18 protein-coding genes are annotated in these 17,886 nt (G+C 57.3%); 8 read left to right on the top strand and 10 right to left on the bottom strand.

The window, feature by feature from the left end:
• Positions 1-229 precede the first annotated feature (229 nt).
• Positions 230-700 (top strand): Cys-tRNA(Pro) deacylase, encoded by a 471-nt coding sequence (gene ybaK / locus IB245_RS21340; protein ID WP_007971306.1) that lies wholly within the window; start codon positions 230-232, stop codon positions 698-700.
• Between the two features lie 15 nt (positions 701-715).
• Entirely contained in the window at positions 716-1,498 is a 783-nt protein-coding gene (locus IB245_RS21345) for a PhzF family phenazine biosynthesis protein (RefSeq protein ID WP_192228574.1), read from the top strand.
• 111 nt (positions 1,499-1,609) lie between these two features.
• Here the strand turns inward: IB245_RS21345 and IB245_RS21350 are convergent, their stop codons facing one another.
• Positions 1,610-2,719: an ABC transporter ATP-binding protein gene (locus tag IB245_RS21350; RefSeq protein ID WP_008040856.1), complete on the bottom strand. Its 1,110-nt coding sequence runs from the start codon at positions 2,717-2,719 to the stop codon at positions 1,610-1,612.
• Complete coding sequence (gene argF, locus IB245_RS21355) at positions 2,716-3,636, bottom strand: ornithine carbamoyltransferase (RefSeq protein ID WP_192228575.1); 921 nt, start codon at positions 3,634-3,636, stop codon at positions 2,716-2,718. Before argF ends, IB245_RS21350 begins: the two co-directional genes overlap by 4 nt.
• Before the next feature lie 407 nt (positions 3,637-4,043).
• On the opposite strand from argF, the gene IB245_RS21360 reads away from it, so the two are divergent.
• From IB245_RS21360 to grxD, 3 genes are all read left to right on the top strand, one after another.
• Positions 4,044-4,334 carry a hypothetical protein gene (locus tag IB245_RS21360; protein WP_192228576.1) on the top strand — a complete coding sequence of 97 codons (291 nt, stop codon included), beginning with the start codon at positions 4,044-4,046 and terminating at the stop codon, positions 4,332-4,334.
• A 134-nt stretch (positions 4,335-4,468) separates the two neighbouring features.
• Positions 4,469-6,574, top strand: a complete 2,106-nt coding sequence (locus IB245_RS21365) for a molybdopterin oxidoreductase family protein (protein WP_192228577.1) — start codon at positions 4,469-4,471, stop codon at positions 6,572-6,574.
• A 97-nt stretch (positions 6,575-6,671) separates the two neighbouring features.
• The gene (gene grxD / locus IB245_RS21370; RefSeq protein WP_008032163.1) at positions 6,672-7,013 is read left to right on the top strand and encodes a Grx4 family monothiol glutaredoxin; all 342 of its coding nucleotides are present in this window, start codon (positions 6,672-6,674) and stop codon (positions 7,011-7,013) included.
• A gap of 160 nt (positions 7,014-7,173) precedes the next feature.
• Here grxD and bfr read toward each other — a convergent pair whose 3' ends face one another.
• From bfr to IB245_RS21395, 5 genes are all read right to left on the bottom strand, one after another.
• On the bottom strand, positions 7,174-7,650 hold the full coding sequence (gene bfr, locus IB245_RS21375; protein WP_008032161.1) for a bacterioferritin: 477 nt from the start codon (positions 7,648-7,650) through the stop codon (positions 7,174-7,176).
• Positions 7,651-7,757: 107 nt separating this feature from the next.
• Positions 7,758-8,999 (bottom strand): ArnT family glycosyltransferase, encoded by a 1,242-nt coding sequence (locus IB245_RS21380; RefSeq protein ID WP_192228578.1) that lies wholly within the window; start codon positions 8,997-8,999, stop codon positions 7,758-7,760.
• Positions 8,993-10,450, bottom strand: coding sequence for a UbiA family prenyltransferase (locus tag IB245_RS21385; RefSeq protein ID WP_192228579.1), 1,458 nt, complete (start codon positions 10,448-10,450; stop codon positions 8,993-8,995). The genes IB245_RS21380 and IB245_RS21385 overlap by 7 nt, the downstream gene beginning before the upstream one ends.
• Positions 10,451-10,454: 4 nt before the next feature.
• A complete protein-coding gene (locus tag IB245_RS21390) occupies positions 10,455-10,850 on the bottom strand; it encodes an EamA family transporter (protein ID WP_223480958.1) in 396 nt (131 codons plus the stop codon).
• A gap of 527 nt (positions 10,851-11,377) precedes the next feature.
• The gene (locus IB245_RS21395; RefSeq protein ID WP_008032160.1) at positions 11,378-11,596 is read right to left on the bottom strand and encodes a bacterioferritin-associated ferredoxin; all 219 of its coding nucleotides are present in this window, start codon (positions 11,594-11,596) and stop codon (positions 11,378-11,380) included.
• 312 nt (positions 11,597-11,908) lie between these two features.
• Between IB245_RS21395 and IB245_RS21400 the strand changes: the two genes are divergently transcribed.
• On the top strand, positions 11,909-12,511 hold the full coding sequence (locus tag IB245_RS21400; RefSeq protein ID WP_008032158.1) for a peroxiredoxin: 603 nt from the start codon (positions 11,909-11,911) through the stop codon (positions 12,509-12,511).
• 165 nt (positions 12,512-12,676) lie between these two features.
• On the opposite strand, the gene rnt is transcribed toward IB245_RS21400, so the two are convergent.
• Together rnt and pyrC are read right to left on the bottom strand one after the other, a co-directional pair.
• Entirely contained in the window at positions 12,677-13,354 is a 678-nt protein-coding gene (rnt, locus tag IB245_RS21405) for a ribonuclease T (protein WP_008036438.1), read from the bottom strand.
• Positions 13,351-14,397: a dihydroorotase gene (gene pyrC / locus IB245_RS21410; RefSeq protein WP_008036439.1), complete on the bottom strand. Its 1,047-nt coding sequence runs from the start codon at positions 14,395-14,397 to the stop codon at positions 13,351-13,353. The genes rnt and pyrC overlap by 4 nt, the downstream gene beginning before the upstream one ends.
• 159 nt (positions 14,398-14,556) lie before the next feature.
• Between pyrC and IB245_RS21415 the strand changes: the two genes are divergently transcribed.
• Positions 14,557-15,465 (top strand): flagellar protein MotY, encoded by a 909-nt coding sequence (locus IB245_RS21415; RefSeq protein WP_192228580.1) that lies wholly within the window; start codon positions 14,557-14,559, stop codon positions 15,463-15,465.
• A 129-nt stretch (positions 15,466-15,594) separates the two neighbouring features.
• Entirely contained in the window at positions 15,595-16,812 is a 1,218-nt protein-coding gene (locus tag IB245_RS21420) for an argininosuccinate synthase (RefSeq protein ID WP_008032151.1), read from the top strand.
• Positions 16,813-16,949: 137 nt separating this feature from the next.
• Here the strand turns inward: IB245_RS21420 and IB245_RS21425 are convergent, their stop codons facing one another.
• Complete coding sequence (locus IB245_RS21425) at positions 16,950-17,585, bottom strand: hypothetical protein (RefSeq protein WP_192228581.1); 636 nt, start codon at positions 17,583-17,585, stop codon at positions 16,950-16,952.
• Between the last annotated feature and the right edge of the window lie 301 nt (positions 17,586-17,886).

The raw sequence follows: 17,886 nt of genomic DNA on the forward strand, positions 1-17,886 counted from the left end.
AAAAATATAGACAAGAAACACTGCTGTCAAAGGTCGAAAGTGAACTGTCGGTCACAATGCAACTATTAGTCACATGAATGATCGTTTTGTTTGGCGAACCGGACGAACTCTGACGAGCGGTAAAGAATCGCGCCAAGCGCTGGAAACGCTGCCGTGATAGAGCCTTTTGTGGAGCAATGTCCTAGAATCCAGCGCAGTATTTTTCTCTGCCGCCCAGTCTGGAGCTGTCATGACCCCCGCATTGGATTTGTTGAAAAAAGTTCGTGCCGAACATCGCGTGCACAGTTACGAACATGATCCGAAGGCGGCGTCCTATGGCTTGGAGGCCGCGGAGAAACTGGGGCTGGACCCGGCGCAAGTGTTCAAGACGTTACTGGCGGCCAGTGAAAAAGGGGAATTGCTGGTGGCGGTGGTGCCGGTCGTCGGAAGTCTGGACTTGAAGGGCCTGGCGCATGCGGCCGGGGTGAAAAAAGTCGAAATGGCCGACCCTGCCGCTGCACAGCGCTCGACGGGTTATCTGTTGGGCGGTATCAGCCCGCTGGGACAGAAAAAGCGCCTGCGCACGTTTATCGATAATTCGGCCCAGCCCTTTGCCAGCATTTTTGTCAGTGCCGGTCGACGTGGCCTGGAAGTGGAACTGGCCCCCGCGGTACTGGCCGAACATACCCAGGCCAAGTTCGCCGATATCGGCCGCGCCTGAATCAGGGAGAAGGTTATGCAGCTTGAGTTCCATCAGGTCGATGCGTTCAGTGATCGACCGTTCAGTGGCAACCCGGCGATGGTCTATCGCCTCGATGCGTGGCTCGCCGATGAGTTGATGCAGAAAATCGCCGCTGAACATAACCTCGCCGAAACGGCCTTTGTGGTGCGTGAAGGGCAGGGTTGGCACATCCGCTGGTTCACTCCGACCACCGAGGTGCCTTTGTGTGGGCATGCCACCCTGGCCAGCGCTTATGTCTTGTTCGAGATCTATAAGGAGCCGGTCGAACGCCTGGACTTCATTTGTAAGTCCGGCCCGCTGAGCGTGAGTCGTGAGGGTGGCCGCTTGTGGCTGGATTTCCCTGCAATCGTGCCGTCTGCAGTCGGCGTGACCCTGGATGTCGAACGTGCTTTGGGCGTCGACGTGGTCGATGTGTTGGGTTCGAATGAGTTATTCGTGGTGCTGGAGTCGGAGCAGGCCGTGCTCGACTGTCAGCCCGACATGGTCGCGTTGGCCAAACTGCCGTGGCCGGGAGCCATCGTCACCGCCAAGGGCAGCAAGCATGATTTTGTGTCGCGGTACTTCGCGCCGGCGATCGGTATCAATGAGGATCCGGTGACCGGTTCGACCCATTGCAGTTTGATCCCGTATTGGTCGAAGCGTTTGGGCAAGTCGAGCCTGACGGCGTATCAGTGTTCGAAGCGAGGCGGGGAGTTGTTCTGTCGGCTGGAAGGCGATCGGGTGAAGATCGGCGGGAATGCGACGCTGGTTGCGAGCGGAATGCTGATGCTGGGTTAACCCCAATCCCGTAGGAGCGAGGCTTGCCCGCGAAGGCGTAGTGTCAGGCAATGCAAATATCGACTGACACTACGCCTTCGCGGGCAAGCCTCGCTCCTACAGATTCAGGTATCAGCTGGCGGTGCTGTAACGCCGAACGCCGGATTCGACCGTCGGAATCTGCGCGGCGATGCTGCCGGACGCCTGGAACAACACCAGGTGTTCAGCGGCAACCCGGATGCCAACTTCTGCACCGACCAGATGATCGGCATGGCTCGGGAAAATCGATTCCAGCTGCGCGCCGGTGGGCATCTGCAACCGATACAACGTCGACGCACCCTGGAACGACTTGCCGACAATCCGCGCCTTCAAGCCACTGTCCGGTGCATAAACGATATCGTCCGGGCGCAACAATACGTCCACGGCACCACCAATCGGCCAGGTGTAGGCCCGATTGCCGCGCAACTCACCCAGCTCGGTCTGCACCGATTCCGGGCTGCTCAGCTGACCACGAATGAAGTATCCCTGACCGATGAAACTGGCCACATAGGGCGTCAGCGGTTCGTGATACAGGTTGTAGGGCGTGTCCCACTGTTCCAGGCGACCTTCCTTGAAAACCCCGACATGATCGCTTACCGCGAAGGCTTCTTCCTGGTCGTGGGTCACCAGAATCGCGCTGGTGCCACGGGCCTTGAGGATGTCGCGCACTTCGTGGCTGAGCTTGCGCCGCAGTTCGCCGTCGAGATTGGAAAACGGTTCGTCGAGCAGTAGCAGTTGCGGTTCCGGTGCCAGGGCGCGAGCCAGGGCGACACGCTGTTGCTGACCGCCGGAAAGCTCGTGCGGAAAGCGTTTGCCGAGGTTTTTCAGGTTGACCAGTTCCAGCAGCTCTTCGGTCACGCGATCCTTTTGCGGATGCTTGCGAATCCCGAACGCGATGTTTTCCGCCACGCTCAAATGCGGAAACAGCGCGTAATCCTGGAACACCATGCCGATCCGGCGTTTCTCCGGTGCGAGGGTGAAGCCGGCGCTTGAGATCGTCTCGCCCGCCAGGGTGATTTCACCTTCGTGCACTGGTTCAAAACCGGCAATCGCCCGCAGCGTCGTGGTTTTGCCGCAACCCGAAGAACCGAGCAGGCAACCGATATCACCGGCATTCAAATGCAGGTTGAGGTTCTGCACGACGCGCTGGTCTTGATAGCCGCAAGCGAGGTTGCGCAGGTTAAGCAGTAATGGCTGGCTCATGCGTGGTGGTACGAAGGCGGAACGAGAAACTCGAGCAGGGCCTTTTGTGCGTGAAGACGGTTTTCCGCTTGATCCCAGGCGACTGAGCGCGGGTCATCGAGCAGGTCGAGGCTGATTTCCTCGCCACGGTGGGCGGGCAGGCAATGCATGAACAGCACGTCTTCGGCGGCCAGGTCCAGCAGGGCGCGGTTGACCTGGAACGGTGCGAACAGCTTCAGGCGCTTGGCGGTTTCCTCTTCCTGGCCCATGGAGGTCCAGACGTCGGTGCTCACCAGATGCGCGCCGCGCACGGCGTCCTTCGGATCCCGGACGATGGTCACCCGGTCACCGGCGCTGGCCACGAACTCAGGATTGGGTTCATAGCCTTCAGGGCACGCAATGCGCAACTGGAAGTCGAACTGGATCGCCGCTTCTATATAGCTGTTGCACATGTTGTTGCCGTCGCCGATCCAGGCAACGGTCTTGCCCTGGATCGAGCCGCGATGTTCGAGGAAGGTTTGCATGTCGGCCAGCAACTGGCACGGGTGCAGGTCATCGGACAGGCCGTTGATCAGCGGGACGCGCGAATTGGCGGCGAATTCGGTCAGGGTGCTGTGGGAAAACGTACGGATCATCACCGCATCGAGCATGCTCGACATGACAATGGCGGCGTCGCCGATCGGTTCGCCACGGCCCAGTTGCGTGTCGCGCGGCGACAGGAAGATTGCCTGGCCACCGAGCTGGATCATGCCGGCCTCGAACGAGATCCGGGTACGGGTCGAGGACTTCTCGAAAATCATCCCGAGCACGCGGTTTTTCAGGGGCTCGAACAGTACGCCGCGGTTACGCAGGTCTTTGAGCTCAACGCCTCGACGGATCACGCTGACCAGCTCTTCGGGCGTGCAATCCATCAGGGAGAGAAAGTGCCTTGCGCTCATCATTGACTACCTTTTTGCTACAAACCGCAGATGCTCAAAGCCTTGTTTAACTGGAAAACGGGCGAGACCTGCGGCGTAAGCCGCACAGGGCGACGAAATAGGGGAAGGCGCGATCTTATAATTAAATGTCGCGTCTTACCAATAGGGCTACGGTTTTTAGGGGATTTCAGAGGGGCTATGGGGTGACCGCAGTAGCGCTTTTGAAGCCTGTTTCCTGACAGCAGCTGCTCATTTGTACACTGCGGCTGCGGGGCTTTGCAATCAAACAGGGCGGGCATGGTGCGCTGATGGTCGGTTTCTGACCTGGCATTCCAGTCAGCTGATGGCAATGTGCCTCGTTTGTAACACTTGCTAATGCAATGTGCTGGGTTATAACTAAGTCACGAGCGACGCAGGAAGCCTTCGGAATGGAATCGAAAGAACAGCAATTGATGGAATTACTAGGTCTCACGGCCCGCTCACTGACGCATCTCACTGCTTCCATGACCTCAATGTCCTTTGAGCTTTTGCGAAGTAACGACGAGGTGACCAGGGCCGCTGGCCGGCGGATGATCGACCGCATGGCCACCATCAGCACAGGGCTCGACGAGCACTGGCGGCTGATCGGCGAGCTCACCGGCGTGCATGTCGCCCACGAACAGATTGAAACCATCCAGGAGATTCAGTTGCAGGCGCCACCGAGGCTGCCGTCGAACTGATCCCGAGCGGTCATCGGCTGGCCTGATGGCCGCCGATTCACAAGACGAACGTCGCTGGCGCAGTGGCGGGGCACGCGCCATAGTTTTGTTCCCGCGGCCGTTATTGCCCGCCCAGAACAAGACAGAGACTGGCCATGACCAAGACTCTCCATCACCGTGCGTGCCACCTGTGTGAAGCCATCTGCGGCCTGACCATCGAGACCACCGAGCTCGATGGCGATGTGCAGATCACCTCGATCAAGGGCGATGCCCTCGATACGTTCAGCCGCGGGCACATCTGCCCCAAGGCCGTTGCCCTGCAAGACATCCAGAACGATCCTGACCGCCTGCGTCAGCCGATGCTGCGCGTTGGCAGCGAATGGCAGCCCATCGAGTGGGAAGATGCCTTCAATCTGGTCGCCGAACGCCTGGCGGGGATACAGGAGCGCCACGGGCAGAACTCGGTGGCGGTTTATCAAGGCAACCCCAGCGTGCACAACTACGGGCTGATGACCCACAGTAATTACTTTCTTGGCCTGCTGAAAACCCGCAACCGGTTTTCCGCGACCTCGGTCGATCAGTTGCCTCATCACCTGACCAGCCATTTGATGTACGGCCACGGTCTGCTGTTGCCAATCCCGGACATCGATCACACCGATTTCATGCTGATTCTTGGTGGTAATCCGCTGGCCTCCAACGGCAGCATCATGACTGTGCCGGATGTCGAAAAGCGCCTGAAAGCGATACAGGCCCGGGGCGGCAAAGTGGTGGTGGTCGATCCGCGTCGCAGCGAAACGGCTGCGATTGCCGATCAGCATCTGTTCGTCCGTCCGGGTGGCGACGCGGCATTGCTGTTCGGGCTGCTCAGCACGTTGTTTGCTGAAGGCCTGACCCGCGACAGCCATTTGCCGGTCGACGGCCTGGATGACGTGCGCGAGGCCGTCGCGGCTTTCACCGCCGAAGCCATGAGCCCGTTGTGTGCCGTGCCGGCCGAGCAGATCCGCCAATTGGCGCGGGACTTCGCGGCGGCGCCGACAGCGGTTTGTTATGGCCGCATGGGCGTTTCAACACAGGCGTTCGGCACGTTGTGTCATTGGCTGGTGCAGTTGATCAACCTGGTCACCGGCAACCTTGATCGCGTCGGTGGTGCGGTGTGCACCGAGCCGGCGGTGGACCTGGTGGCGTCTACCTCGGGCGGGCATTTCAATCTGTGGCAGAGCCGCGTGTCTGGGCGTCCGGAATACAGCGGCGAGCTGCCAGTGTCGGCGCTGGCCGAAGAGATGCTCACCGAAGGGGAAGGGCAGGTTCGCGCGTTGATTACCGTGGCCGGCAATCCGGTGTTGTCGACGCCCAATGGCCGGCAACTGGAGCAGGCGCTGGACGGGTTGGAGTTCATGGTCAGTGTTGATTTGTACATCAACGAAACCACGCGCTATGCCGACCTGATCCTGCCATCCACTTCAGCCCTGGAAAACGATCACTACGACACCACGTTCAACATGTTTGCGGTGCGTAACGTCAGCCGGTTCAATCGCGCGATCCTGGCCAAGCCGGAAGGCGCGTTGCACGACTGGGAGATTTTCGTCGGGCTGGCCAAGGCCTTTGCCGCGAAGACCGGCAAGGAACTGAAACCGACGATTCCCCCTGCGCAGATGATCGATCGTGGCTTGCGAATGGGGCTGTATGGCGACGCTTCGCCGCACAAGCTGTCTTTGGCGACGCTGTTTGATCAACCGCATGGCGTTGATCTTGGCGCGCTGAAATCCAACCTGGCGCCACGCCTGAAAACCGCCAACCAGCGCGTTCAGGCAGCACCGGCGGCGATCCTTGCCGACCTCTCGCGATTTGCGGCGCTGCAAGCACCGGCGGCTGATGAACTGCTGATGATTGGCCGTCGTCACGTGCGCAGCAATAACTCGTGGATGCACAACTATCACCGACTGGTGAAGGGCAAGCCGCGTCATCAGTTGCTGATGCATCCGGACGACCTGGCCAGTCGCGGGCTCAGCGATGGGCAGCGGGTGCGGGTCAGTTCCCGGGTCGGCATGATCGAAGTGGAAGTGCTGGGCAGTCAGGATATGATGAAAGGTGTGGTCAGCCTGCCGCACGGTTGGGGCCATGCGCGGCCTGGCGTGCAGATGACGATTGCCAGCGGCCAGCCAGGTTCCAGTGCCAATGACCTGACCGACGAGTGTCAGCTCGATGAGTTGTCGGGGAATGCGGCATTGAACGGTGTGCCGGTGACCGTAGCGGCGGCTTGATTGAGTCTGTCGGGGAGACCGAGCATGGCGCTCGGCTTTCCGTTACAATGCGCCACCGTGCCGACCCCCGAGTCGGAAAGTTCAGCCGAGGTGCTTCATGGATATCATCGAAACGATTAAAGAGCAGATTGCCAACAACACCATTCTGCTTTACATGAAAGGTTCGCCGAATGCCCCGCAGTGTGGCTTTTCCGCGAAAGCTGCGCAGGCCGTGATGGCATGTGGCGAAAAGTTTGCGTACGTGGACATCCTGCAGAACCCGGAAATCCGCGCCAACCTGCCAAAGTACGCCAACTGGCCAACTTTCCCGCAACTGTGGGTCGGTGGTGAGCTGGTCGGCGGTAGCGACATCATGACCGAGATGGCTGCAGACGGTTCGCTGCAAAGCACCATCAAAGCGGCTGTTGAAGCCGCCGCTGCTGCCAAGACCGAAGCCTGACCTGCTTTCTGTAGGAGCGAGGCTCGCCCGCGAAGGCGTTGTACCTGACACACCGCTTTCGCGGGCAAGCCTCGCTCCTACAACAGCACAGGCACAAAAAAGCCCCGCCTCTTAAAAGAGAGCGGGGCTTTTTATTGTCTTGAATCTAACGGACGCTAAATTACTCGTCGTCGCCCATCTGCGATTGCAGATAGTTCTCAAGACCGATTTTATCGATCAGGCCCAGTTGGGTTTCCAGCCAGTCGATATGTTCTTCTTCGGATTCAAGAATATCTTCGAGCAGTTCACGGCTACCGTAGTCGCCAACGGTTTCGCAATGAGCGATCGCGACTTTCAGGTCGGCGTGGCCGGTACGTTCGATACGCAGGTCGCACTCAAGCATTTCCTGGGTGTGCTCGCCGATCTGCAGCTTGCCCAGGTCCTGCACGTTAGGCAGGCCTTCCAGGAACAGGATGCGCTTGATCAGCTTGTCCGCGTGTTTCATCTCGTCGATGGACTCGTGGTATTCGTGCTTTCCGAGCTTGTTCAGACCCCAATCTTCATACATGCGCGCATGCAGAAAATACTGATTGATCGCGACCAGCTCATTGGCAAGGATCTTGTTGAGATGCTGGATGACTGTAATGTCGCCTTTCATGATGGGGTCCTGCCCTGTAATAGCTGTCTATAAACCAGAGTTTGAGCCGCACAACTAAGAGTGTCAAACCTAACTTATTGAAACTTAAATGAACATACGAATCATAACTAAGCAGCAGTATCCGGCACTGATCGAGATGATCGACGGTGCAGGATGTGATTGATGAAAAAGGCAGCAAACAAGGCGATGAACGGCGTCATCGGCATATGATAGCGATCCTGGCCGACGATCAGCAGAGCCACGGCTGCAAACAAGGCGGGCGTTACCACCAGCGGATCGAAAAAACGCAAAGGATTTTCCCGGAGAAATACTCCGACGCCAATGAGAGAGAGGGAGAATATTGCTAACCAATAGGCGGCAGAGCCAGCCTTGAGTATCGGTTGCAATGCAGGAGCTAGCGAGTTCTGGTTCCATGCTATGCCGATGCTTTCGCGATCAAAGCTGTGGGCCACCCGGTTCAGGCATAACCGAAGATAGAGACCTGGATTTTCGCGAATGAAGTCGAGCGCGAGACCTTTGTAATGGTTATCGCGGACTACTTCGTTTTTTGTATTGAGATTTATTTCGGGCACCGACATATAGGCCCCATTTGCCTGGGGGTTATTGCCCATCCACAGATTGATACCGAAATTCGCAGAAATAAGTACCGGCTCGCCAAATAAAGCGCGATTACGCTCTGCCCAAGGAGTCAGCAATATTGCTGCGACGACCAGCGCCAGAATGACGTGCAGAACAGTTTGCGCCGGTTTACGGAAGGGCTGATCCAGAAGCGGTAGCAAAACAATTAGCGGTAGAGCCGTCGGCCGCATGAATGCGGCGGCGACCAGAAGAGCAGTCGACAGAACGGTGCGAGCCCAGTGCGGCAACTTCCCCGTACCACGAGCCACAAAAGCCCAGATCACCAGCGTCATGAGAGGCAATTCGCTGTTTGGAACGGTGGTGAAGGCGATCCATGCGGGCCAGAAGGCGAATAGCAGCGCCGCGATGCGTGCGATCGTCCTGTCAAAATACAAAAGGCCGAGTTGATAGATTCCAGCTACCGATATAGAGCTGAGAATCAGGTTGACAAGAATGACTACCCAGCCATGCACGCCCAACATCGCATAAAAGGCGCCGTAAAGGGCGGACGGGCCAACAGGCCAGTAAGCCGTGGCTTCACCACCAGGATAGACATAGCCTCGGCCTGCGGCGATTTCCTGCGCGAAGCTGTGATACATGTTCGCGTCCGATACAGGGCTTACTGGAACCAATAGTCCCCATATCAACCGGATCGCAAAAGTCAGCATCAGAATGGGCAAGACACCTGACTTGAAGCTGGCCTGTGCGAGTAGCCATGTTGTGTTCACCATAAGGAAGGACCACTTATTGCCATGAAGAAGGTGCAGCCCATCAGTGCTACCACGACGATGCTCTGCCAGTCCCGCGCCGCGAAGAGCACGGGGTCTTCATCCACCTCGCCTCGCACAGTCTTCATCCACAGGCGTGCAGTCCAATAGAGCATGAGCGAAGGCGCAAACCACAACCATTCGTGCGAAGGATACATGACGGGCACAATCTCGGCCTGCGTGTACATGGCGAGGATCAGAACGCTGATCATGCCGCTGGATGAGCCAAGCGCCAGCACCACCGGCAGATCTTCAGGACGATAACCGCGACCAGGCAACGACTTGACCGAAAAGGCAGTATCCCGCAGCTCCGAGTAACGCTTCACCAGGGCAAGACTGAGGAAGATGAACATGGAAAAAGCGAGTAACCAAAAGGACGGTTTGATATCCGTCGCGGCGGCGCCCGCTATGACACGAATCGAATAAAGGCTGGCCAGTATCATCACATCGACGATCACCTGCTTCTTCAGCAGGAAGGAATAGGCAGCGGTCAGAAAATAGTAGACACCGAGCACAACGAGAAAGCGTGGCGGCAATTGCAGCGCAAGTATCAGGGATGAACCAAGCAGCAAGGGGATGGCGGCGATGCCCGATTTCACGGACAAGGTCCCAGCGGCAAAAGGCCGGTTCTTCTTGCGGTGATGCTTGCGATCTGCGGGCAGGTCGAGCAGATCATTCAGCAGATAGACGGACGAGGCGCACAGGCTGAACGAGATGAAGGCAAGGATCGCCCAGAACAATAGTTGCGGATTCGTCACCTGATGCGCCGCTAGCAGGGGGACGAAGACAAGGAGATTCTTCAGCCACTGCTGAATGCGCAGGGCTCTCCACCAGACACGAAAACCACCGCTTGGATCCTCTATAAAATCAATGTCGTGATTGCTATCCCGCGCCGCTTGCCTCAGACCGTCCTGTGAGGAAACCAGAAACGCCCGGCGCGCCCGTGCGAATACGGGCAAGTCCGCTTTGTCGTTGCCGATATAGTCGAAGCCTCGTTCGCCAAAGCGTTCGACGAGCATACTAGCCTTGGCGTGGGAGGAAAGATTGGTGCCTTCGTCGCTGCACAGTACCTCGTCGAAGAGGCCCAGATGGTCCGTAATACCATTGGCGACGCCGGCGCAAGATGCCGTGGCAAGAATGATAGGGCGCTGCGCTGCGCGGGCGGTTTCGATCAGGACTAGCACATCGGTGCGATAGGGGAGGCTAGCTGCATCGATCGTTACTCGCTCGGCGATGCGGTGCTTGAGGCTCGCCTTGCCCTTCATGAGCCAGCCCGGCAGGGAGGCGAGCGAGAGAGGCGAGGTCTTTGCAAGCAACAGAAATGTTTCGAGCAGCATGTCGGTGCGCACCAGTGTGCCATCCAGATCCACGCAAAGCGGAATCGGCGCGTCATCGATTTCGTTCATGTTCGTCATGACGTCACGCCCCCCTCGCCATCACGACAACCCCGCTCATGATCAGCAATGTGCCGATGACCTTGGCCGCGGAGAAGGTGTCATTGAAGACGAGGCGGCCGAGCACGGCCGTTAGCACAAAGCCCAGTGCCACGAACGGATAGGCGAAACTGACCTGCACCTTGGATAGCACCATCAGCCAGACCGCCGCACTGCTGAAATACAGGAAAAGGCCGAGCAATATTAGGGGGTTGAGGGCAATATCGAGCAATGCTGATACTCGTGCCCCTCCTTCTGCGATCCCCCTCTGGACGGAAGGGGAGTCCATGCCGGCCTTGAGGGCGATCTGCGCAAAGGCGGATATCGTGACGCTAATCAGGATGAGCGCATAAACGTTTTTTACCAGGCTGAGATTTAACAAAGCGCCCTCCCCCGAGTTTGTGTCGCATGCTATTTGTGTAGCAGTGACATTGGATTGCGTCAATTCGGCAGGAAACTCTCTCGGCCGGAAAATCAAAGCAGGAGGGAACAGGAAATTTTAGCTCCCAGTAGCCAAACAACTTTGGTCGGCCCTTGAGCAAGGAGAAGGAGAACGAGAAATGTCAGCAAAGTCGAAAGCGGGGACGCTATTCGCGTGGCCACCTATCGACCGTGCTCAACGGTCATGCAGCGATTTCTGCTGACCTAGCGCTGCGCTTGGAACTCGCCGGTATAAGCACCGGCCGCCAGTGGCTGGCCATGAAGGCAGCCTATGACTTGTGGCAGGCCGAACACCGGGGGCAACCGAATATCGTACGTTTGCATGAAGTGCCAGCGTAAGCCATGAGTAACCACGACCAGAAACGACAAGGGCCTGCATCGCTGCAAGCCCTTGTTTTGTATAGAATTCTTTAAAATATAAAGCTAAATATAGGCGGACATGAAGTCCGTTTCTTTGGAATAGGGTATTTACGCGGCAGTAAATTCTACAGGGAAAGGAATCGCAGCCTGGGCTGTTTGCAATTTGGTCAGGGTTTCACGCACCACTTCCTTGGCAAGGCAGGCGCATTTGCCGCATTGGCTGGCTACGCCGGTAGCTTGGCGGACTTCCTTGTAGCTGCAGCAACCTTCATAGATTGCTTCGCGGATTTGTCCGTCGGTGACGCCAGTGCAGAGGCAGACATACATAACTGAAACCGTCGCTGGTTATGACTCAATTGCGATGGATCTTAATGTTAACGAGAATGATTGTCAAAGTGGTTTCTGAAAGCTTTGCGTTATAAGCGAGGGTGACTGACGAACGGTTTTCCTCGGGCAATCTGCCAGTAAGCGTGTCGCCGGGAATTTGGCCTGTCGGTGAAAATCCGTTGAGGACAGCTCAAAAACGCAGTGTATGATGGCCGGTCCTTATGAAGCGGGTGGGTGTCACAGGGCTGTCGCCTGAGGGTGGCAGGCTGGCGCAAACCCGGAACTTCACGTTTTTACACCAGGAGATATTCAATGAGCGTACTCGTAGGCAAGCAAGCCCCTGACTTCACCGTACCAGCCGTACTCGGCAATGGCGAAATCGTCGACAGCTTCACCCTGTCGTCGGCCATCAAAGGCAAATACGGCCTGGTGTTCTTCTACCCGTTGGACTTCACCTTCGTTTGCCCATCCGAGCTGATCGCTCTGGACAACCGCATGTCCGACTTCAAGGCCCGCAACGTTGAAGTGATCGCTGTTTCGATCGACTCGCACTTCACCCACAACGCGTGGCGCAACACCCCGGTCAACAATGGTGGCATCGGCGAAGTTCGCTACACCATGGCAGCCGACCTGAAGCACGAAATCGCCAAGGCCTACGACGTTGAATCCGAAGGCGGCGTGGCTTTCCGTGGTGCGTTCCTGATCGACGACAAAGGCGTTGTCCGTTCGCAGATCATCAACGACCTGCCACTGGGCCGTAACATCGAAGAGCTGGTCCGTCTGGTCGACGCTCTGCAATTCCACGAAGAGCACGGCGAAGTTTGCCCAGCCAACTGGAAAAAAGGCGACAAAGGCATGACCGCTTCGACCGAAGGCGTCGCGGCTTACCTGACCGAGAATGCTGCTGCCCTGTAAGGCGCATTCGAGGCACAAAAAAACCGGCCGTTGAGGCCGGTTTTTTTATGGGCGGAGAAGCGGTGATTCCTGTAGGAGCCGGTTTGCTGGCGATCCAGGCACCTCGGTAATCAGACAAACCGCAGTGGCTGAATCGCCAGCAAGCCGGCTCCTACGAAAAGCCGATCAGTCGTTGTAGTCTTCCCAGCCGCCCATCTGTTTCCAGCGATTGACGATGCCGCAGAACAGCTCGGCCGTCTTCTCGGTGTCGTAGCGAGCCGAGTGAGCCTCGCGACCGTCGAAGTCGATATCGGCGGCCTGACAGGCTTTCGCCAGCACCGTCTGACCGTACGCCAAACCGGCCAGGGTGGCCGTGTCGAAGCTGGAGAACGGATGAAACGGATTGCGCTTCATGTCCAGGCGCGCAACCGCCGCGTTCAGGAAGCCCAGATCGAAGCTGCTGTTGTGCCCGACCAGAATCGCCCGCTTGCAGCCGTTGGCTTTCAGCGCCTTGCGGATGCCGCGGAAGATATCGGTCAGCGCCGCTTCTTCACTCACCGCCATGCGCAGCGGGTGATCGAGTTTGATCCCGGTGAACTCCAGCGCGGCCGCTTCGATGTTGGCGCCTTCAAAAGGCTCGACGCGGAAGAAGTAGGTGTGGTCAGGGTAGACAAAACCCTTCTCGTCCATGGCGATCGTGGTAGCGGCTATTTCCAGCAAAGCGTCAGTGGCAGAGTTGAAACCACCGGTTTCAACGTCGACAACGACTGGCAGGTATCCACGGAATCGAGCTGCCATCGGGTGGCGTGGACCACCTCCGCCGCCTTGACCGTCCTGTTCGTCGTCGTAATGGTCTTCACTCACGCGTGTTCCTCCAGCAGGCGCCAGCGCAGTTTTTCACCGGCGCGCAGCGGGATAACGGTCAGCTCGCCAAATGGCAGGCTGGTTGGGGCGGTCCACTCGTCGCGGACCAGAGTAATGCGATCGGTGTTCACCGGCAGGCCATAGAAGCGCGGGCCGTTGAGGCTGGCGAAGGCTTCGAGCTTGTCCAGTGCGTTACGTTGTTCGAACGCTTCGGCGTACATCTCGATCGCCGCATAAGCGGTGTAGCAACCGGCACAGCCGCACGCGGCTTCTTTGGCATGCTGGGCGTGAGGCGCCGAGTCGGTGCCGAGGAAGAACTTTTCGCTGCCGCTGGTGGCGGCGTCGAGCAGGGCTTCCTGGTGCGTATTGCGCTTGAGGATCGGCAGGCAATAGAAGTGCGGCCGAATTCCGCCCACCAGCATGTGGTTGCGGTTGTACAAGAGGTGATGCGCGGTGATGGTCGCGCCAACGTTGGCCGAAGCCTCGTTGACGAACTGCACGGCGTCCGCGGTGGTGATGTGTTCGAACACCACTTTGAGCGTCGGGAAACGCTCGACCACTCGACGCATGTGCTCATCGATGAAGATTTTTTCGCGGTCGAACACGTCGACATCGCCACGGGTGACTTCACCGTGAACCAACAAAGGCATCCCGACTTCGGCCATGGCCTCAAGCGCAGGGAAGATCTTGTCGATGCTGGTGACGCCAGAGTCCGAGTTGGTGGTCGCGCCGGCCGGATACAACTTGGCGGCATGAATGAAACCGCTGGCCTTGGCCTCACGAATTTCTTCGGGCTGGGTGCGGTCGGTCAGGTAAAGGACCATCAACGGTTCGAAACGGCTGCCAGCCGGACGTGCAGCGAGAATCCGCTGGCGATAGCCGTCGGCTTCAGCGGCGTTGCGCACCGGAGGTACCAGGTTGGGCATGATGATGGCGCGACCAAAGGTGCGCGCGACATCCGCAACGGTATTGGTCAACACGGCACCATCGCGAAGATGAATATGCCAGTCGTCGGGACGCAGCAGGGTCAGGCGGTCGGACATGAGGGGATTCCAGGCGGGTCAAACTGAAGGGAATGCTACCGGAAAAGACTCTCTCAGGCACTCGCTATCAAGTTTTGCGGGAAGCTTCCGATATCCAACAGGTATGCCGTAAACATGTGTGTGTCGGTCTTTTTGTTGTAGAAGCCAGTGGAGCCTCCCGTGCGCCAGCGTTATTTAGCCTTGCTCAGCGTGTTTGCCAGCCTTCCCGCGATGGCGCTCACTTTCCAGACCCGTCTGGAGAGCATCGAGTGGACGGTCGAAGGGGACAAGTTCGAGTGCCGCCTGACTCAACCGATCACCGATTTCGGTTCGGGTGAGTTCGTGCGCCGCGCCGGCGAGCAGGCGACGTTTCGTCTGAAAGCCTATAACTCGATGGTCGGCGGCGGCTCGGCGACCCTGCTGGCAGCCGCAGCGCCCTGGCAGCCGGGGCGGGGCGACATCAATCTGGGCTCCGTGCAGATTGGCAGCGGCAATGTGCTGTTCAACAGTTCGCAAGTTCAGGCCGGGCGCCTGATCAGTGGCCTGATGGACGGGCGCAGCCCGGTCGTTCGACATTCTTCGGGCGATGGCCGGGTGTCGGAAGTGCGGTTGTTGCCGGTCAAGTTCAGCAAGGCGTTCAACGATTATCAAAGCTGTGTGGCGAAGCTGCTGCCGAAGAATTTCGAGCAAGTCAAACAAACGCAGATCGGATTTCCCGGCGACGGCCTGGATCTCGACGCACAGGCCAAGGCTCAGTTGCAGGTCATGCTGGAGTTCATGAAGGCCGATCCGACGGTCAATCACATCGAACTCGACGGCCACTCCGACAACAGCGGCAATCGCCTGGCCAATCGTGACCTGTCGCGGCGTCGGGCCCTGGCGGTCATGGAGTTCTTCAAGGCCAACGGTTTTCAGGAATCGCAGATCACCGTGCGCTTCCACGGCGAGCGTTATCCGTTGGCACCCAACACCAATGCCGCCAATCGGGCGAAGAACCGTCGGGTCAATGTGCACTTGGCGCGGGTCGCACCCACCGAGCAACCGGCGCCTCAGACAACCGCATCGGCGAGCCCCGCGAAGACATACTGAACCGGCTGTCATCGTCGCCCGCTCGACATAATCTGTCGCTTCGTCGTCATAAGCTGTCGCGCCTCTGTAAATTATCCTGCATGACCGGTAGACTTGACGGCTTTCCGTAGAACCCCGTGGAGTGATGGCATGGCGGACGTAAACAAGGTCGTTCTGGCGTATTCCGGCGGCCTGGACACTTCGGTGATCCTCAAGTGGCTGCAGGATACTTATAACTGTGAAGTGGTGACCTTTACCGCTGACCTGGGTCAGGGCGAAGAGGTCGAGCCGGCTCGCGCCAAGGCTCAGGCCATGGGCGTAAAAGAAATCTACATCGACGATCTGCGCGAAGAATTCGTGCGTGACTTCGTATTCCCGATGTTCCGCGCCAACACCGTTTACGAAGGCGAGTACCTGCTGGGTACTTCCATCGCTCGTCCGTTGATCGCCAAACGCCTGATCGAAATCGCCAACGAAACCGGCGCTGACGCCATTTCCCACGGTGCCACCGGCAAGGGTAACGACCAGGTTCGTTTCGAACTGGGCGCTTATGCCTTGAAGCCAGGTGTGAAAGTGATCGCTCCGTGGCGCGAATGGGACCTGCTCTCCCGTGAAAAGCTGATGGATTACGCTGAAAAGCACGCGATCCCGATCGAGCGTCATGGCAAGAAGAAATCCCCGTACTCGATGGATGCCAACCTGCTGCACATCTCCTATGAAGGCGGCGTGCTGGAAGACACCTGGACCGAGCACGAAGAGGACATGTGGAAATGGACCGTCTCCCCGGAGAAGGCTCCAGACAAGGCGCAGTACCTCGAACTGACTTACCGTAACGGCGACATCGTTGCACTGGACGGCGTCGAAATGACTCCGGCCACCGTGCTGGCGACTCTGAACCGTATCGGTGGCGAACACGGTATCGGCCGTCTCGACATCGTCGAGAACCGTTACGTGGGCATGAAGTCCCGTGGCTGCTACGAGACCCCTGGCGGCACCATCATGCTGCGTGCCCACCGTGCGATCGAATCGATCACGCTGGACCGCGAAGTGGCTCACCTCAAAGACGAGCTGATGCCTAAATACGCCAGCCTGATCTACACCGGTTACTGGTGGAGCCCTGAGCGTCTGATGCTGCAACAGATGATCGATGCGTCCCAGGCTCACGTGAACGGCGTCGTGCGCCTGAAGCTGTACAAGGGCAACGTGATCGTCACTGGCCGCAAGTCCGACGAATCGTTGTTCGATGCCAACATCGCGACCTTCGAGGAAGATGGCGGCGCCTACAACCAGGCCGACGCGGCGGGCTTCATCAAGCTCAACGCGCTGCGCATGCGTATCGCGGCAAACAAAGGTCGCAAGCTGTTCTGAGATCTTTGACACGCTGATGGAATGTGTGGCCTTGTCCAGGACAAGGCCACACATTTGAAAACAGGGATTTTCTGTCTGACATTGCGATTCAACATTCTTGTTGTTTTAAATTCCTTCCTGCCCGCCCCCCATTGATCCTAAAGAGCAACTGCCTGCTGTGTGTCAGCCCGGCAATATTGATCAATGACCGTCACGTCACGTGAACTCAAATTGTAAGCAATACAGAACGTTGCGCTGCTGCGTTTTTTTGCGTTTCGGCAAAACTTGAGTGCGCTTTCTTTCAGTAACGTCTCCGATTCGCCAACAACGAGAAACACGACAACGTGTGCCGGATTCCCCTTGGGCTGGCGAAGCTTTTCCAGAAGGGCGCGGAACTCATTTTTTTTGTTCATCCACCGCGCATCAATGATGTGCAGATCCTTGAGTGACTCAGGCAGCCGAATAGGGTACTGAACCGAGAGACTTGGCTGTAAGCCGATCTCGTCGGGCGGATCTTGCGCGTTACCTGAACGCTCTGCGTTGTCCATCACCTTTATGAAATGCTTTCCCTTTTCAAAGTCGGAAGGCGCGTAAAGCGATCGATAATTGAAGTTAAGGGTGGCGAAGAAAAGAAAAAGCAAATAAAAGGGAAAGCTGATCAAAAACCAGATGTAGATCTCTTTATCTTCGTCATCGAGGAAGGGTAGAGAGATGGCGGCCGATGTTTCAGACAGTGTTGCGAATATCGCGATGACTGTCATGGGGTTGGTGATTCGTTGTTTGAGTTTTATCATATTTTTTACTCATATTAGTTCATCTTTTCTCATTGTGTTAGTTGGTGGTTGTTAGGGTGTCGAGTTTATATGGTAGCGGTGGATTTATAGTTCGGATATATCAGTTTTGCTATTCATTTATTGTTAATTGACTTTTGATGTAAGGTTTTGTGTTTGATGTTTCTGGTGTGGTGGGCAGGCCGGGAAATATCAATTACCCTACAAGGGTAGACTAATCGTTGGCGTGTGTCGGATCATCTTGGTCAACTGTTGTTGTGTGGCGCGCTGGTTGTAAGTCGAAACAAAAAACTGTTGAATACTG

Source organism: Pseudomonas sp. PDM02 (genome assembly GCF_014852285.1).
Lineage (GTDB): Bacteria > Pseudomonadota > Gammaproteobacteria > Pseudomonadales > Pseudomonadaceae > Aquipseudomonas > Aquipseudomonas migulae.

What these genes read in the sequence shown, in the direction of transcription:
- ybaK (WP_007971306.1), top strand. Translation starts at nt 230, where the DNA reads ATGACCCCCGCATTGGATTTGTTGAAAAAAGTTCGTGCCGAACATCGC.
- IB245_RS21345 (WP_192228574.1), top strand. Translation starts at nt 716, where the DNA reads ATGCAGCTTGAGTTCCATCAGGTCGATGCGTTCAGTGATCGACCGTTC.
- IB245_RS21350 (WP_008040856.1), bottom strand. Translation starts at nt 2,719, where the DNA reads ATGAGCCAGCCATTACTGCTTAACCTGCGCAACCTCGCTTGCGGCTAT.
- argF (WP_192228575.1), bottom strand. Translation starts at nt 3,636, where the DNA reads ATGAGCGCAAGGCACTTTCTCTCCCTGATGGATTGCACGCCCGAAGAG.
- IB245_RS21360 (WP_192228576.1), top strand. Translation starts at nt 4,044, where the DNA reads ATGGAATCGAAAGAACAGCAATTGATGGAATTACTAGGTCTCACGGCC.
- IB245_RS21365 (WP_192228577.1), top strand. Translation starts at nt 4,469, where the DNA reads ATGACCAAGACTCTCCATCACCGTGCGTGCCACCTGTGTGAAGCCATC.
- grxD (WP_008032163.1), top strand. Translation starts at nt 6,672, where the DNA reads ATGGATATCATCGAAACGATTAAAGAGCAGATTGCCAACAACACCATT.
- bfr (WP_008032161.1), bottom strand. Translation starts at nt 7,650, where the DNA reads ATGAAAGGCGACATTACAGTCATCCAGCATCTCAACAAGATCCTTGCC.
- IB245_RS21380 (WP_192228578.1), bottom strand. Translation starts at nt 8,999, where the DNA reads ATGGTGAACACAACATGGCTACTCGCACAGGCCAGCTTCAAGTCAGGT.
- IB245_RS21385 (WP_192228579.1), bottom strand. Translation starts at nt 10,450, where the DNA reads ATGACGAACATGAACGAAATCGATGACGCGCCGATTCCGCTTTGCGTG.
- IB245_RS21395 (WP_008032160.1), bottom strand. Translation starts at nt 11,596, where the DNA reads ATGTATGTCTGCCTCTGCACTGGCGTCACCGACGGACAAATCCGCGAA.
- IB245_RS21400 (WP_008032158.1), top strand. Translation starts at nt 11,909, where the DNA reads ATGAGCGTACTCGTAGGCAAGCAAGCCCCTGACTTCACCGTACCAGCC.
- pyrC (WP_008036439.1), bottom strand. Translation starts at nt 14,397, where the DNA reads ATGTCCGACCGCCTGACCCTGCTGCGTCCCGACGACTGGCATATTCAT.
- IB245_RS21420 (WP_008032151.1), top strand. Translation starts at nt 15,595, where the DNA reads ATGGCGGACGTAAACAAGGTCGTTCTGGCGTATTCCGGCGGCCTGGAC.
- IB245_RS21425 (WP_192228581.1), bottom strand. Translation starts at nt 17,585, where the DNA reads ATGATAAAACTCAAACAACGAATCACCAACCCCATGACAGTCATCGCG.